Below are 14,244 nucleotides of genomic sequence, written 5' to 3'. Positions count from 1 at the left end.
CGCGGCTAACCGGCCGCTGACCGCATGGCCGTCTTGGCCCGGTACATATCCTGGTCAGCGCCGGCAAGCAATGACGCGGCAAGATCGTGGACCCGGTCCGCTCCGGCGGCCGGGTCCACTGCCGTTTCCGCCTGGCCCACAGCGATCGACAACGCCAGCGTTGCGCTTTCGACCGCCAACGGGGCCGCCAGGCAGCCCCGGACCCGTGCCGCCACGGCATCCAGCTCGGCCGCCGTCACCAGATCCGGAACCAGGATGACAAACTCGTCCCCGCTGTAACGGGTCACCATGTCGGAACCGCGGACCGCACCGGAAAGCATGCGGGCCACGTGCTCCAGCACCCGGTCCCCCGCGGCGTGACCCAGGGAGTCGTTGACCAGCTTGAAGTCGTTGACGTCGCAGAACAACAGCCCCACGCGCCCGCCGTCGTCCCCGGCCCTCGCCAGGGCCGCAATCAGGCTCTCCTGCAGGTGCCGGCGGTTCGGCAGCCCCGTGAGCGGGTCGTGGAGCGCCCGGTGGTGCGCCTCCCGCAGCAGGGCAGCCCGCTCCGCGGCGGCGTCCTCCAGCTGCCGGTGGGCGGCGGCCAGCTCGTATTCGTAGCGCCGGCGCTCCGGTGCGGCGTAGAAGATCGCCAGGTCCCGCGTCCCGCCCCCGATCTGGGTCCGCGTTACCGTGAGCAGGACCGGCCGACGCTCCCCGTCCGGCGCCAGCAGGGACACCGCCAGCTCGGACAGCTGACCTTCCCGGTCCAGGACAGGCACGGCGTGGGTCCGGAACATCAGCCGGTCCCCGGCGGGGAAGAGGTCCAGGAGCCGTTTCCCCTCCAGCTCACCCGGCAACGCCCCGGCCCAGCGGGTGAGGGTGGCGTTCGCGGCCTCGATCACACCGTCGGTCCCGGCGACGGCGTATCCGGCCGGCGCGGCGTGGAAGAGTTCGCCGTAGTCTAGCGGCGCGGGTCCGGTCACGATGCCGCCAGGAAGTCGAGCATGGCGGCCGCGGTGTCCTCGGGCGCACTGGACTGCGGGAAGTGGCCGGTGGCGGAGAGGCGGACCAGCGTGCCGTGGGCCAGGTTCTCCTGAAGGTAGGCGCCCACCGAGTCGGGGGTGACGACGTCGTCCGTTGCCTGCAGCACCAGCGTGGGAACCCGGACCTCGGGGAGCAGGTGGCGGGTGTCGGAGAGGAAGGCCACCCGGGCGAAGTCCCGGGCCACGCGCGGTCCGATGCGGCCGAAGCTGCCCTGGACCTCCCGCTCCAGCTCGGGAGCGTCGGGGACGTTCATGTAGACCGGCGCCATGGATTCGGCCCAGACCAGATAGTTTGAATCCAGGGACCGGAAGAGATCGTCGAGGTCGCCGCGGCTGAATCCGCCCTCGTAGCCCTGGTCCGGGTGGTCCAGGTAGCAGGGCGAGGCGGTCAACAGGATCAGGCGCCCGAAGCGGTCCGCGCCGTCGCGTGCCGCGGCGCTGACCGCCATCATGGACCCCACGCTGTGTCCCACCAGGGTGGCGTCCCGCAGTTCGAGCCGGGCACAGACCTCCAGCAGGTCGTCGACGTAGGCCTCCAGCGAGGCGTAGCGGCCGGAGTCGTAGGCCGCCTTGTCCGAGCCGCCCGAGCCGACGTGGTCTATCAGCACCACGCGGTAACGGTCCGTGAAGGCGGGCAGGATCCGGCGCCAGATGGATTGATCCGTTCCGAAGCCGTGCGCGAAGACCAGGGCCGGGCCGTCCTCCGGACCCAGGATCCGGACGTTGTTGCGGACCAGCGCATCGGTTACCACGTGATCATCCCGCCTTCTCCCCGACCCTCGTCGGCCTCGTTGTTGCTCTTGCCGGCCGGCCTGGATCGGCGGATGGGTCGTACCATCCTAGCTCCGGCCGGCCCCCTGGCCGTGGAGCCGGGCTGGACAAGATAACAATACTAGTTAGACTAGCTATATTGCTTTCTAGCTAAAAGATTGGTGACACCATGACGGCGGTACTCGAACCCAGGCAGGCGGCCCCCGCCGCCCTTTCAGTGCACGTCGACGCCGCCCCGCAGCACTGCGGCGGGGCCATGGTGAAACAGCAAGCCTCGCTGGATTCCCTGCTCTGGGGCTTCAAGCTGCCGGCCTCCGCGGAGTGGGTCTGCCCCTGCGGCTTCCGGCAGGACGCGGCCGCCGCCGGAGAGCCGCTGCACGCCGTCAGCACCGCCGCGGCCCGGGTCGAGAGCCTGCAATGGGAGCTGGACGCCGCAAAGGACGAACTGCTGTCCGCCCTGCGGGCTGCGGCCGCTAACGGTTCGACCAGCACCGAGCTGGTCGAGGCTGCCGGACTGCCCGACGACGAGTTCGCCCGGCTCCTGCTGTGACCTTCGCCCAAGTTCTCGGCGACCAACACCGTGCGGCCCGCCCCCTGCACCGTCGGACGCCCGTGCAGGCCGCGGCCGGGCATGCACAGCGCATAGCCAGGCCCGGCACCTGTCCCGCGGGCCCGCCCGGCATCGTCAGCCGGCGGGCGGGCACCCCCGCCGCGACGGGCACCGCCGCAGTCGAGCGCCTTCTGGACGGACGCTACCTCCTCGGCGAACTGCTGGGCCGCGGCTCCGAGGCGGACGTCTACCGGGCCACCGACCTGGCGGCACGAAGCTCCGCCCCGGAGCTGGCGGTCAAGATCTTCCGCGCCGGGACCGCGGATGCCGCCTCGCCGTTCATCCGTGAGCGGGACCTCCACGGCCCGCTGCGGCAGCGCGCGATCGTGCGGGTGCTGGGCCATGGCCGGGCGGCCGACGACGACGCCACGGCGGCAGGCCGCGGCTATGTCGTCACCGAGCTGATTGACGGCCCCGACCTGCGGTCCCATCTGCACGGGAACACCCTCAGTGCCGGGCAGGTGACCGTATGGTCGGCCGACATTGCCGGTGCACTGGCCCACCTTCACCGCCGCGGCATCGTGCACAACGACGTGAAACCGGCCAACATCATCCTGGCCGGCCTCACGCCCGGGCACGCCGGCGCAGGGGGCCGGGCCACGCTGACCGACTTCGGCATCGCCACGAGCGCCCGGCACCGGGCCAACAGCGCCACGTCCGGCACGCCCCACTACCTCAGTCCCGCGGCGGTGCATGGCACCGGGACCAGCAGCGCCAGCGACATCTATGCCCTGGGCCTGGTGATCTTCGAGTGCCTGACCGGCATCAAGGCCTTCCCCGGGCCGGCGCTGGAGTCGATGGTGGCCCGCACGCTGCGGCTGCCGAGGCTCCCGTCGACGGTGGGGCGACGCTGGTCCGTGCTGCTGCATGCGATGACCGATCCGGAACCCGCCCGCCGGCCCACCGCCGCCGCCGTCGGCCGCGCCCTGAAGCGCATCGCCCGGTGACCCGGGCCCGGCGCTCATCCGGCGATGTGGACGACGGCAACTTCCACCGCACAGCGGCGCGGTTCCAGGTGCGCGCGGACCGCGGCTGCCGCGGCGCGTGCGACGTCGGGGGCGCGGTGTCCGGTGGCTACACCGATGCGGGCCTTGACCGTGACGACGTCGCCGGAGGCGTCCACTGCCACCGGGTTGGGCGTCTCGCCGGTGACGGCGGCGTGGGCGGCGCCGGCAATGTTCTGCCACACCGGGTGGGCCGGGTACAGCGTCTGGACGCCGTCGACCTGTTCGAGGACCCGGTGCAGTTCGCGTGCCACGGCACTGTCCGATCCGCCGCTGACAGCAGTGTCCGGTGCGACGGCCGGGGCGTGGTCCGAAGCGCTGGCGCTCGGGCGCAGGGGCTCGGTCATGGCTTCTCCTCCGGTGTGGTCTGGGTCCGGTCCGCCGGTGGGGGCGGGGCCAGGATGTCGGTAATGGTGACGTCGATCGACGTGATGTTCAATTCGGTTTGCTGTGACAGCGTGTCCGCCAGCTGGCTGCGGAGCTCGGCCGCCCGTTGTTCCAACGGGTGGCCGTACACCACGGCCAGGTCCACGGAGACGGTCACCGGGGCCCCGGGGGTTCCTACGTCCCCGTGCAGCCGGCATTTTCCCGCCGCGGTCCCGGGCAACGCATCCGCCACGGAACGGATCACCGCTGAAATGGCGCCCTCCGTCTCGGACAGGATGTCGTCTGCATGGCCGCCGCGAACAGGGATACTCCGTCCGGGCCTGAGTTCCAGCCGGAGGTTGTCCAGGATGGACTGCATCCAGTCGTCGGTGCCCGATCCCGCCGCCTCGATGTCGGCGTCTCGCAGGTCGGTTCCGAGCGCCGAAATGCTGCCCAGCGCCGCCAGACCCGCCTGGCATTCCGGGCACTGATTGAGGTGTCCGGGGTCGGCGAATTCGCCGGTGTCCAGATACGTGCTGAGTTCGGCCAGGGTATGTCCGCAGTCGAGGGTGTCGTTGGGTGTACTCATCGCCATTCCTCCATTTCACGCGCCAGGGTGACCCGCGCCCGTGCCAGCCTGCCGCGGACGCTCGCGGTGCTGATGTTCAGGGTCTGCGCGATGTCCTCGTAGCTTTGGTCGTTGAATTCCTTGAGCACCCAGCAGCGGCGTTGTTCCTCCGGCAGTGCTGCCAGCGCCCGCTTGAGTGCTTCGATCCGCGAGCCGCTGACTGCGGAAGATTCCGGGTCCGGGCTTGCGGGCCGGCCGGCCATGCCCGCGTCCAGCGTCTCCTCGACGGAGTCGACGTCGGTGTGGAAGCGGCGGCGGCGCAGGTGGTCGATGCTGCGGCTGCCGGTGATGCGGAGCAACCAGCCCCTGACCGCCGCGGGTTCCCGCAGGGTGTCGATCTGGCGCCAGGCTTGCATCAGCGCTTCCTGGACGACGTCGTCGGCGTCGGCAAGGGAGCCGGTCAGGCGGCGTGCGGCGGCCCGCATCACGGGCCCGTGACGCCGGGCGAGGGTTTCGAAGGCCGCGGTGTCGCCGTCGGCAGCGCGGCCGGCAAGCAGCGCATCCGGGACGGCGTCCAGGTGGTGCGGCGCCGGGGGTGAACCAGTCACGTGTCTATCGCTTTCATCGCGGGCCGTAAAGAGCGGGCCATAAAAGTGGGCCGGGCACCGGCCCGGGCTCCCTCAGGGGGCGGCCCGGGCCGGGTGCGGCCGGTGGAACTAGTTCTTGCTGAAGCCTTCTTTGATCTTGCGCGCGGCTTCACGGAGGTTGCCGCCGACGTCGGCCGCGGCGTCCTTGATCTTCTCGCCGGCGTCCTGCAGCTGGGCCTTGGCCTGGTCCTGCTGGCCCTCGCGTTCCAGCTGCTCGTTGCCGGTCAACTTGCCGGCACCCTCCTTGGCGGCGCCGAGGTGGTTGGTCACGGCGTTGTTGGCCTTGTCATCGATCCCCATGATCGTGTTCCTTTCCTGTCGGTCGTGCTCGTGTAAGGGTGGTGCTCTGTTCCGGTCCCGGTCAGCGGGCGCGTTCTGCGCCGGCCACCCGGGACCGTACTCCGGTGGTGATTCGTACCAGGACCGGGACCGGATGCCCGATCAGCGCGTCGATGCCGCGCACCAGTTCCTCGGCGGTGTCCGCGAGTTCCCGTGGTGAGGCGCCCTTCCGGGCCTCCAGCCGGAGCCGCAGCCCAGTGCCGCGCCGGCTTTCCCAGGCGGAGACGTTGCTGCCGACCACCAGGCGGTTGCCGTCCAGCGCCTCGCTGACGGCGGTGCCAATGAGTCCTGCGTCGATGGTGGTGGCACCCCGGTCGCCGTCGTCGTCCCTGGCCAGCCGGGGAGTCCGGCCGCCGCCCTGGGAGGCGAGCCATGCCACGGAGAGCGCGGCGGCGACGAGGAAGACGGCCACTGCGGCCACCGACCACCAGCTCCCGGGCCGTCCCGGCAGGGGCGCCGAGGCCAGTGCGGCCCGGGCCTGGTCCATCAGGAAGGTGCCGGTGGCGGTCCAGCTGGCGGCAATGTCCGGGACCAGCCCGGCCGCGGCGGTTACGGCGCCGGCGGCCAGCAGGACCAGCCCGGCCAGTGCCAGCAGGATGCGGTTCAGTGCCCTGTTTGTGTTGCTCACTGTCCCAGCACTCCTTCCTTGAGGATCCGGACCGAGGGCGCGAGCCGGCGGTCCAGGCGGTAGGCGGCGAGTTCGCCGTCCACCGCCGCATGGATGGCATCCCGGTCCGCGGGCACTCCGGAGGTGGGGCGGACCTGGACCGCGACCGACCGGGAGGAAACCGTGGAGGTCACCTGGCCCGGGGTGAGCCCGGCGGCCAGCCGTGCCCGCCGGGAGACGGCGGCGGCGATGACCTCGTCGTCCACCACGACGGCGGTGCGGTCGCTTTCGAGGGCCCGCCGGGAGCGGCGGCCGCCCGCAATCGCGGTGAGGAGCAGGGCCAGGCCCAGCAGCGCCACGCCCGCCCCGGCCGCGGCCAGCCCGGCCGGGATGGTGGCCTGGGGCAGTCCGGTCAGCCAGCGCCACAGCTGTCCGGGAGCGGCCAGCAGGGCGGGTTCGCCGAGCAGTGCCAGCACCGTCTCCAGCGCCAGCCAGAGGAAGAGGACGGTCAGCAGGATCGCGGTCACGGCCGACACTGTTGCCCGGGAGGAGTGGGTTTCCCGCCGAAGAATCCGCCGGGTTGCCTGGTTCTGGTTCACGCCACTCTCCTTTCCTGGTGCTCGCGTGGGGTCTTGGCGCCGCTGAGCCTGATGTCCACCCGGCCCAGCTGCATCCCGGTCAGCTGCGGGGCACGGTCGAGGATGGCCTGCCGCGCGGCACGGGACTTCTCGAAGAGGCTGACCGGCTGGTCCGGCCGCGGGCCGAGCAGCGGCGGCACGGCCAGCTGCACGGTCACCGCGGCGGCCAGCTGGCCGGCGTCGTCGTCCAGCTGGGCGGAGACGTTGCCCCGGGGAACCCCGAAGGCTTCCGCGGTGACCGCTTCGACGGTGTGCCGCAGGGCCGTCCCCGTGATCCGGGTGTGGCCGGTGCGGGTCATGACGATGAGCGCTTGCCGCGCAGGGCGTCCAGCACTCCGGCCAGATCCAGCCGGCCCTCGGCGCTGCGGCCCAGGATGGCACCGATGCCCATGAACAGGGCGGTCAGGACCAGTCCCCAGAAGCCGAACGCCAGGGCGACGACCGCCAGGACGGCGCCGGCGGCGACGCCGGCGACCGTCGGGCTCATGCGACCCTCGGCTCGTTGGTGTCGTCGTCATCCTGGTCGTCCGAGGGGACGTGGATGTCGGTGATGGTGATGTTGACCTCGGTGACCTCCATGCCGACCAGGTCCTCGACGGCGTTGTACACGGCGTCGCGGGCGTTATCGGCCACCTGCTGGAGCGGGTAGGGGTACTCGACGACGAGGGTGACGTCGACGGCAACCTGGGTCTGGCCGACCTCGACGCTCACACCCTGGGTGAGGTCCTTCTGGCCAACCTTTTCGCGCAGGGTGCCAAGGGCCCGGGCTGCGCCGCCGCCGAGGGCGTGGACGCCCTCGATCTCCTGGATGGCGATGCCGGCGATCTTGGCGACGACGCCGTCGGCCACCGTGGTGTTGCCGCGGCCGTCGTTCTTGGTGTGCTGGTTGGTGGTGGCGACCGCGGTGGACGTGGTCTTGGCCGGAACGTCTGCGGGGGTGTGCGTCTGGTTGGTCATTGCTATCACTCCTGTTCGTTGAGGGAGGCGCACTGATGCGCCGTCACTAGGAAGACGGGGCGGGCACGGGAAACCTCACGGTCGACTTTGCGTGAGCTGCATCACAGTCCGCTTCACCGTCAGGAGCGGATGCGGAACCGGCCCCCGGGCGTTCACCTTGGCTCTACACCCGGTTCATTACCGGCGGGTAGCTTGGCCGGGTCAGCCGGAGATCCAACCCTGAGAGGCTCACCATGAGCGCGACTCGTACCCGAGGCATCCTTACCGCCGCCGCAGCCATCGTCCTGGCCGCATCCGCGATCGGCGGCACCGCCGTCGCCCAGGCCGCGGACAACGACCACCGCGGTGGAGCGGACCCCGGCTCCCACGCCCAGGACGGCCCGGGCACGGCCCTGGCGGACGCGTTCAGCCGTGTGGACCGCGGAACGGCCTGGCAGCAAACCGGCAAGCTGAAACTGGATTTCCCGACCTACCACACGGAGGGAATTGCCTTCAGCGAGGACCACATCTTCCTCTCGGCCGTCCAGATCACGGAGCCCACCACCAAGTTCGCGACCCCGCAGAACGGCTTCGACCGGACCCCTGGCAAGGGCATCGGCCACCTGTTCGTCATGGACAAGGCCGGGAAACTGCAAAAGGACATCACCCTGGGCGAGGGCGACATGTACCACCCCGGCGGCATCGACTTCGACGGCACAAACGTCTGGGTGCCGGTGGCGCAGTACCGCCCGGACAGCAGCGCGATCATCTACAAGGTGGATGCCAAAACCCTGGACGTGCACAAGCAGTTCGAGGTCAAGGACCACTTCGGCGGCCTCGTCATGGACAAGCAGACCGGCCACCTGGTGGGAAACACCTGGGGATCGCGGCGCTTCGCCGAATGGGATCTGCAGGGTAAGCAGCTCGCCACCTGGCAGAACCCGAACTACTTCATCGACTACCAGGACTGCCAGTACGTCCCGAGTTCGAAGATGCTCTGCGGCGGCATCACCAACCTCCCGCAGACGCCCGCCGCCGGCGGGACCGCGGGGACCTACGAGCTGGGCGGGATGGCGATGATCGACCTGAAGTCCCACGCCGTGAGCCGCGATGTGCCGTTCCAGCAGTGGTCCACCGCCGGCCACGTGGCCACCCGCAACCCGTTCAAAATGACCGCCGACGGCGACCACCTGACCATGAAGGTGGCCCCGGACAACGGCGACGAAGGCAACGGCACCGAAATCCTCACTTACGAAGCAACCGTCAAAGCCGCCAACTAGCGGCACCCGGCCCGAACCGATCGGAAAATCATGATTCCCCCAACCCCCCGCTCCACCCGGCGGCGCATTGCCGCCGCCACCGGTGCCACCGCCCTGGCCGCCACGGCCCTCACGGCAGGCCTGGTCGGCGTCGGCGCCGGTCCCGCCTCCGCCGGCGGCAATGACCACCGCGGCACCGCGACGCCCATCCAGCACGTCGTCGTGATCTTCCAGGAAAACGTTTCCTTCGACCACTACTTCGCCACCTACCCGAAGGCCGCGAACATCCCCGGCGAGACCCAGCAGGGTTCGGGCGCCGCGGCGGCCACGTTCACGGCCGCGAAGAACACGCCCAAGAAGATCGACACGCTGGCCTCCGCGGGCCTGCTGGCGCCGAACAACCCCAACGCTAAGCAGCCCGAGCGGCTCACCCCACAGCAGGCCGTCACCTGCGACCAGGACCATAACTACGGCGCCGAGCAGAAGGCCTACAACGGCGGGCTGATGGATAAGTTCGTCGAATACACCAGCCGGGACGCGTGCGGCCCCAACCAGTACGGCCGCAACGGGCTGACCATGGACTACTACGACGGCAACACCGTCACCGGCATCTGGAACTACGCCCAGAACTACGCCATGAGCGACAACCACTACAGCACCGTCTTCGGCCCCTCCACCCCGGGCGCGCTGAACCTGGTCTCCGGCCAGACCCACGGCGCCACCGAGTTCACCGCGGACGGCAAGCCCGTGGCCACCCCCGCCGCCGGCAGCTACACCGTCCGCCAGCCCGATGCCAACGGCGTGGGCACGGTCATCAACGACCCGGACCCGGTCTACGACGACTGCTCCAACAACAGCCATGCCAAGACCAACAACCTGGCGGGCATGACCGGCAAGAACATCGGTGACCTGCTCAGCGCCAAGGGCACCTCCTGGGGCTGGTTCCAGGGCGGATTCACCCCGAGCACCCCGGCGACAGCCACGGCCCCGGCGTCCTGCCTGACCAGCCACACGAACGCCGCCGGCGCCTCCGTGGTGGACTACTCCCCGCACCACCAGCCGTTCCAGTACTACAAGTCCACGGCCAACCCGCACCACCTGGCCCCGGCCTCGGACGCGGAAATCGGCCACGACGGCCAGGCCAACCACCAGTACGACCTGACCGACTTCGGCAAGGTGGTCAACACGGACAACATGCCGGCCGTCTCCTTCCTGAAGGCGGGCATGTTCCAGGACGGGCACGCCGCCTACTCCGACCCGATCGATGAGCAGAAGTTCATCACCGCCACGGTCAACCAGATCCAGAAGTCCAAGAACTGGGAGAACACCGCCGTGGTCCTGGCCTACGACGATTCCGACGGCTGGTACGACCACGCCGCCGCGAAGGTGAAGAACTCCTCCAACACCGCCGACGACGCCGCGTGGTGCCAGAACGCCGCGGCCGCCGGTGTCCCGATGGCCGGCGGTTACGCCGACCGCTGCGGACCCGGCCCGCGCCAGCCGCTGGTGGTCATCTCCCCGTACGCGAAGAAGAACTTCGTGGACCACACCCAGACGGATCAGGCCTCGATCCTGCGCTTCATCGAGGACAACTGGCACACCGGCCAGGTCGGCGACGCCTCCGCGGACGCCGGGGCGGGTTCCTTGAAGGCGATGTTCAACTTCGACCACAAGCGTCCCGGCACGGTGCTGCTGGATGAGCAGACGGGGGCCGTGGCCTCTGTCACCGGCCCGAAGGATGACGGTCAGGACGGGGACTCGCAGGGAGAGACCTCCAAGGGAGAGAACTCAGGCAAGTAGCCCCTCCGGTGCAGGCCGCCGCCTGCCCCGCTCCTGTTGGAAGCGCCGCCCGGCTGATGCCGGGCGGCGCTTTCTTTGCCTCCGGATAGGCTGGCCGCATGACCCCTCCCGCAGATCTGCTGCCGGCGCTGGCCGGTGTCGCCGTGTTGGTGGCGGTGACCCTCGCGGTGCTCACGGCCTACCGCGTCCCCGCCCGGTTTGCGCCGGCCTGGGCGATCCTGCGCGGCGCCCTGCAGCTGGCGGCGATCAGCCTGGTCCTCAGCGGCGTCATCACCAACGGCTACCTGGTGGCCCTGGCGCTGCTGGTGATGTTCACGGTGGCCGCGTGGACGGCCACCCGCCGGCTGGGCCGGGACCGGCGGATGTTCGGCCGGGTCGGCGCCGCGATGGGTGCCGGGGTGGCCGTCACCCTCGCCGTCGTCTTCGCCACCGGCGCCATCGAGTTCTCGCCGCGCTACGCGCTGGCGATCGGCGGCATCGTCATCGGCAACGCCATGTCCATCACCACCCTGGCCGGCCGGCACTTCCAACAGACTGCCGCGGCCCGGTGGGAGGAGGTGGAAGGGTGGCTGGCCCTGGGCGCCCGGCCGCGCCAGGCCACCACCGAGCTGGCCCGGGAGGCGGTGCACGCGGGGCTGGTCCCCACCACCGACCAGAGCAAGACCACCGGCCTCGTCACCCTGCCCGGAGCCTTCGTGGGCGCCATCTTCGGCGGCATCTCACCCCTGTCCGCAGGGGTGTTCCAAGTGGTGGTGCTGGCCTCGATCATGGCCGCGGGGGCCATCACGGCCGTGGTGATCGTGCTGTTCCTGGCCCCGCTGCGGGTCAAACCGGTCCCGGCGGCGTGAGGCGCCAGGACGCTGCCGCCCGCCACGCGGGCCCGGAACACAGAAGCCCGCCCCGGCACGCGGCCGGAGCGGGCTCCTGGGTCTGGCTATCGTCCTACGCCTGCCGGTAGACCTTGCGGGCGACGGTCAGGCTGGCCGCGGCGATGATGGCGATGGCCACCAGGTAGTAGCCGGGCACCAGCAGGGACCCGGTGCTGCCGATCAGTGCGGTGAGGATGAACGGGGCGAACCCGCCGAAGACCGTAACGCCGATGTTGTAGCCCAGCGAGAGGCCGGTGGAGCGGATCCGGGCCGGGAACATCGAGGACATGATTGCCGGGAGCGGGGCGAAGTAGGCGGTGGCCAGGACGGAGAGCACCAGTTCGACCACGATCATGGTGGGCAGTTCCGGGGCGGCGATGAGAGCCAGGAACGCCGGGATGCCGACGACGATCGTGCCGCCGGCGGCCCAGGTCATCACCCGGGCCGGGCCCACCTTGTCCGAGAGCATGCCGATGAACGGAGAGCCCACGCTCATCACGATGCCGAAGATCAGGGTGGAGAGGAACGCGACCGCCTTGGGCATGTTCAGGTTCACGATCGCGTAGGTGGGCATAAAGAGGGCGATGTACACGCCCACGGAGCCCAGGGAGACGACGCCGACGATCGCCCAGAGCCGCCCGCCGTTGCCGACGAAGGTCTCCCGCAGCGGCGCCGTCGAGGTTTCCGTGGCGAGGAACTCCGGGGTCTCCTCCATCTTGGAGCGGATATACCAGCCCACGGGGCCGATCGCGAGGGCGAAGATGAACGGCAGCCGCCATCCCCAGGACTCCAGCGACTGGGTGCTGAGGTAGCTGTTCAGGACGAACCCGAAGATGCCGGCCAGCAGGATGCCGCCGCCCTGGGTGGCCACCTGCCAGCTGCCGTAGAACGCCTTCCGGGTGGGGGCGTATTCGATCAGGTAGGCCGTGGCGGTGCCGAATTCCCCGCCGGTGGCGAAGCCCTGCAGCAGCCGGGCCACGAGGACGATGATGCTGGCCGTCACGCCGATCATGGCCGCCGTCGGCGCGACGACGATCAGCAGGGTTCCCACGAACATCACCAGGATGGAGACCAGCATGCCGGCCTTCCTGCCGGCCCTGTCCGCGTAGCGTCCGATCAGGATGCCGCCGAGGGGCCGCATGATGAAGGAGACACCGAATGAGGCGAAGGTCAGCAGCAGGGAGGCGGCGTCGCTGGTGGTGGGGAAGAAGAGCTTGGAGATGGTGACGGCGAAGGTGCCGTAGACGATCAGGTCGAACCATTCGAGGCCGTTGCCGATCGAGGCGGCGACGACGGCCTTGCGGGCGTTGCTGCGTTCGACGGCGTTGAGGGTGCGCGGGGCGGCCTGGCTGTCAGCGTCGGCTGCGCCTCCCGTGGCGGCCACGCCGGTGGTGGTGGGTTGGCTCATGGCTGCGGGGTCCCTTCGGTGGGTTCGGTGGAGGTCAGGTGGTCGGCCAGCGCGCGGAGGAAGTCCTCGCAGGCGGCGATCTGGCTCAGTTCGATGTATTCGTTGGCGGTGTGGCCCTGGTCCATGGACCCGGGTCCGCAGACCACGGTGTCGATGCCGGCGAGCTGGAACAGGCCGGCCTCGGTGGCGTAGACGACCGTCTCTTCGACGGCGTTTCCGGTCAGCCGCTGGGCCAGGTCCAGGGCTGCGCGTGGGCCCTCGGGGCTGAGGCCGGGGACGGCGCCCAGCTGTTCCATGACGATGTCCGTGCCGGGTTTCTCGGCTTGAATCTCGGCCCGCAGCCCATCGAGGGCCTCCCGGATCCGGGCGATGATGCCCTCCGGATCGACGCCGGGGATGGTCCGGAATTCGAATTCGAAGGCGCAGTGCTCTGCCACGGTGTTGACGGCCGCGCCGCCGCTGACGACGCCGACATTGGCGGTGGTGTAGGGCACCACGAAGGTCGGGTCGAAGGGGCCGGACAGCCGGTGCTCGTCGGCGAGGGACCGGATCGCGGCGATCGCGCGGGCGGCGTATTCGATCGCATTGACGCCGGTGGAGGTCATCGAGGAGTGCGCGGCGATGCCGGAGACGGTGACGCGGAACAGCTGGCTGCTCTTGTGCGCGGAGACCGGCCGCATGCTGGTGGGCTCGCCCACGAAGCCGAGCCGGGGCCGGATGCCGCGGGCTTCCAGTTCGGCGAGCAGGACCACGGCGCCGTGGCAGCCCACCTCCTCGTCGTAGGTCCAGGCGAAGTGCAGCGGCTCGGCGAGGGGCCGCGACAGGAACTCGGGCAGGAAACCCAGAATGGCGCCGCTGAAGGCCTTCATGTCGGTGGCTCCGCGGCCATAGAGCCGGCCGCCGCGGATCTCGGCGGTGAAGGGGTCGCTGTGCCAGTCCTGGCCGTCGACGGGGACGACGTCCGTGTGCCCGGCGAGCATGATGCCCCCGGTGACGGTGCCGTCGGCGGCCGGGATGGTGCCGAAGAGGTTGGCCTTGCGGCCGTCGGGGCTGGGGACCACAAGCGGGGTGATGCCGCGGGCGGAGAGTTCGTCGGCCATGAACCGGATGAGCTCGAGGTTGGAGTTGCGGCTGGTGGTGTCGAAGCCGATCAGCGTGGCGGACCAGTCAACGGCGGCGGCGCTGGGCGCAACGGCCGCGGAGGTGGCAGGCAGAGACGTGGCGGCCGGTGAGGTGGCAGGCGTCATGGGTGGTTTCCCCCGGAACGGTGTTGGAGTGCTGCGCCATGGGGGTCCGGTTGCGGTCTCCGGCCCGGCGCGGCGGCGGCCAAACGGCCCCGCTTTCCCCAGTATTTGGCCCCCGGACGATGCCTGTCAACACTTTGAGCCGCATTTATT

18 protein-coding genes are annotated in these 14,244 nt (G+C 70.2%); 5 read left to right on the top strand and 13 right to left on the bottom strand.

Translation table 11 applies throughout. From position 1 onward, the window contains the following. Positions 1-5: 5 nt before the first annotated feature. Together ABC337_RS10205 and ABC337_RS10200 are read right to left on the bottom strand one after the other, a co-directional pair. Positions 6-965 (bottom strand): diguanylate cyclase domain-containing protein, encoded by a 960-nt coding sequence (locus ABC337_RS10205; RefSeq protein WP_412884053.1) that lies wholly within the window; start codon positions 963-965, stop codon positions 6-8. After that, entirely contained in the window at positions 962-1,777 is an 816-nt protein-coding gene (locus ABC337_RS10200) for an alpha/beta fold hydrolase (protein WP_412884054.1), read from the bottom strand. Before ABC337_RS10200 ends, ABC337_RS10205 begins: the two co-directional genes overlap by 4 nt. A 188-nt stretch (positions 1,778-1,965) precedes the next feature. Here ABC337_RS10200 and ABC337_RS10195 point away from each other — a divergent pair, with 188 nt between their 5' ends. Next, entirely contained in the window at positions 1,966-2,346 is a 381-nt protein-coding gene (locus ABC337_RS10195) for a hypothetical protein (protein ID WP_412884055.1), read from the top strand. Continuing rightward, positions 2,343-3,353, top strand: coding sequence for a serine/threonine-protein kinase (locus ABC337_RS10190; RefSeq protein WP_412884056.1), 1,011 nt, complete (start codon positions 2,343-2,345; stop codon positions 3,351-3,353). The genes ABC337_RS10195 and ABC337_RS10190 overlap by 4 nt, the downstream gene beginning before the upstream one ends. Positions 3,354-3,367: 14 nt before the next feature. Here the strand turns inward: ABC337_RS10190 and ABC337_RS10185 are convergent, their stop codons facing one another. The 9 genes from ABC337_RS10185 to ABC337_RS10145 all read right to left on the bottom strand — a co-directional run bounded on the left by ABC337_RS10185 (position 3,368) and on the right by ABC337_RS10145 (position 7,532). After that, positions 3,368-3,757 (bottom strand): hypothetical protein, encoded by a 390-nt coding sequence (locus ABC337_RS10185; protein WP_412884057.1) that lies wholly within the window; start codon positions 3,755-3,757, stop codon positions 3,368-3,370. Then, entirely contained in the window at positions 3,754-4,365 is a 612-nt protein-coding gene (locus ABC337_RS10180) for an Asp23/Gls24 family envelope stress response protein (protein WP_412884058.1), read from the bottom strand. The genes ABC337_RS10185 and ABC337_RS10180 overlap by 4 nt, the downstream gene beginning before the upstream one ends. After that, the gene (locus tag ABC337_RS10175; RefSeq protein WP_412884059.1) at positions 4,362-4,952 is read right to left on the bottom strand and encodes an RNA polymerase sigma factor; all 591 of its coding nucleotides are present in this window, start codon (positions 4,950-4,952) and stop codon (positions 4,362-4,364) included. The genes ABC337_RS10180 and ABC337_RS10175 overlap by 4 nt, the downstream gene beginning before the upstream one ends. A 108-nt stretch (positions 4,953-5,060) precedes the next feature. Next, positions 5,061-5,291: a CsbD family protein gene (locus ABC337_RS10170; protein ID WP_290256251.1), complete on the bottom strand. Its 231-nt coding sequence runs from the start codon at positions 5,289-5,291 to the stop codon at positions 5,061-5,063. A 61-nt stretch (positions 5,292-5,352) separates the two neighbouring features. Continuing rightward, on the bottom strand, positions 5,353-5,958 hold the full coding sequence (locus ABC337_RS10165) for a hypothetical protein (protein ID WP_412884060.1): 606 nt from the start codon (positions 5,956-5,958) through the stop codon (positions 5,353-5,355). Next, positions 5,955-6,536, bottom strand: coding sequence for a hypothetical protein (locus ABC337_RS10160; protein WP_412884061.1), 582 nt, complete (start codon positions 6,534-6,536; stop codon positions 5,955-5,957). Before ABC337_RS10160 ends, ABC337_RS10165 begins: the two co-directional genes overlap by 4 nt. Further along, positions 6,533-6,874 (bottom strand): hypothetical protein, encoded by a 342-nt coding sequence (locus ABC337_RS10155; RefSeq protein WP_412884062.1) that lies wholly within the window; start codon positions 6,872-6,874, stop codon positions 6,533-6,535. Before ABC337_RS10155 ends, ABC337_RS10160 begins: the two co-directional genes overlap by 4 nt. Continuing rightward, positions 6,871-7,062: a DUF2273 domain-containing protein gene (locus ABC337_RS10150; RefSeq protein WP_400158352.1), complete on the bottom strand. Its 192-nt coding sequence runs from the start codon at positions 7,060-7,062 to the stop codon at positions 6,871-6,873. Before ABC337_RS10150 ends, ABC337_RS10155 begins: the two co-directional genes overlap by 4 nt. Beyond that, positions 7,059-7,532: an Asp23/Gls24 family envelope stress response protein gene (locus ABC337_RS10145; RefSeq protein WP_400158351.1), complete on the bottom strand. Its 474-nt coding sequence runs from the start codon at positions 7,530-7,532 to the stop codon at positions 7,059-7,061. Before ABC337_RS10145 ends, ABC337_RS10150 begins: the two co-directional genes overlap by 4 nt. 233 nt (positions 7,533-7,765) lie before the next feature. On the opposite strand from ABC337_RS10145, the gene ABC337_RS10140 reads away from it, so the two are divergent. The 3 genes from ABC337_RS10140 to ABC337_RS10130 all read left to right on the top strand — a co-directional run bounded on the left by ABC337_RS10140 (position 7,766) and on the right by ABC337_RS10130 (position 11,418). Next, on the top strand, positions 7,766-8,791 hold the full coding sequence (locus ABC337_RS10140) for a DUF6454 family protein (RefSeq protein ID WP_412884063.1): 1,026 nt from the start codon (positions 7,766-7,768) through the stop codon (positions 8,789-8,791). Between the two features lie 30 nt (positions 8,792-8,821). Next, a complete protein-coding gene (locus ABC337_RS10135) occupies positions 8,822-10,570 on the top strand; it encodes a phospholipase C (RefSeq protein ID WP_412884064.1) in 1,749 nt (582 codons plus the stop codon). Between the two features lie 98 nt (positions 10,571-10,668). Further along, positions 10,669-11,418, top strand: coding sequence for an ABC transporter permease (locus tag ABC337_RS10130; protein ID WP_412884065.1), 750 nt, complete (start codon positions 10,669-10,671; stop codon positions 11,416-11,418). Positions 11,419-11,512: 94 nt separating this feature from the next. Here the strand turns inward: ABC337_RS10130 and ABC337_RS10125 are convergent, their stop codons facing one another. Both ABC337_RS10125 and argE read right to left on the bottom strand, forming a co-directional pair. After that, positions 11,513-12,847, bottom strand: a complete 1,335-nt coding sequence (locus ABC337_RS10125) for an MFS transporter (RefSeq protein WP_412884066.1) — start codon at positions 12,845-12,847, stop codon at positions 11,513-11,515. After that, a complete protein-coding gene (gene argE, locus ABC337_RS10120) occupies positions 12,844-14,094 on the bottom strand; it encodes an acetylornithine deacetylase (protein ID WP_412884067.1) in 1,251 nt (416 codons plus the stop codon). The genes ABC337_RS10125 and argE overlap by 4 nt, the downstream gene beginning before the upstream one ends. Positions 14,095-14,244: the final 150 nt, after the last annotated feature.

The sequence above is a fragment of the Arthrobacter phoenicis genome, assembly GCF_047238215.1.
GTDB lineage: Bacteria > Actinomycetota > Actinomycetes > Actinomycetales > Micrococcaceae > Arthrobacter.
This window is presented reverse-complemented; position numbering and strand designations above follow the sequence as displayed.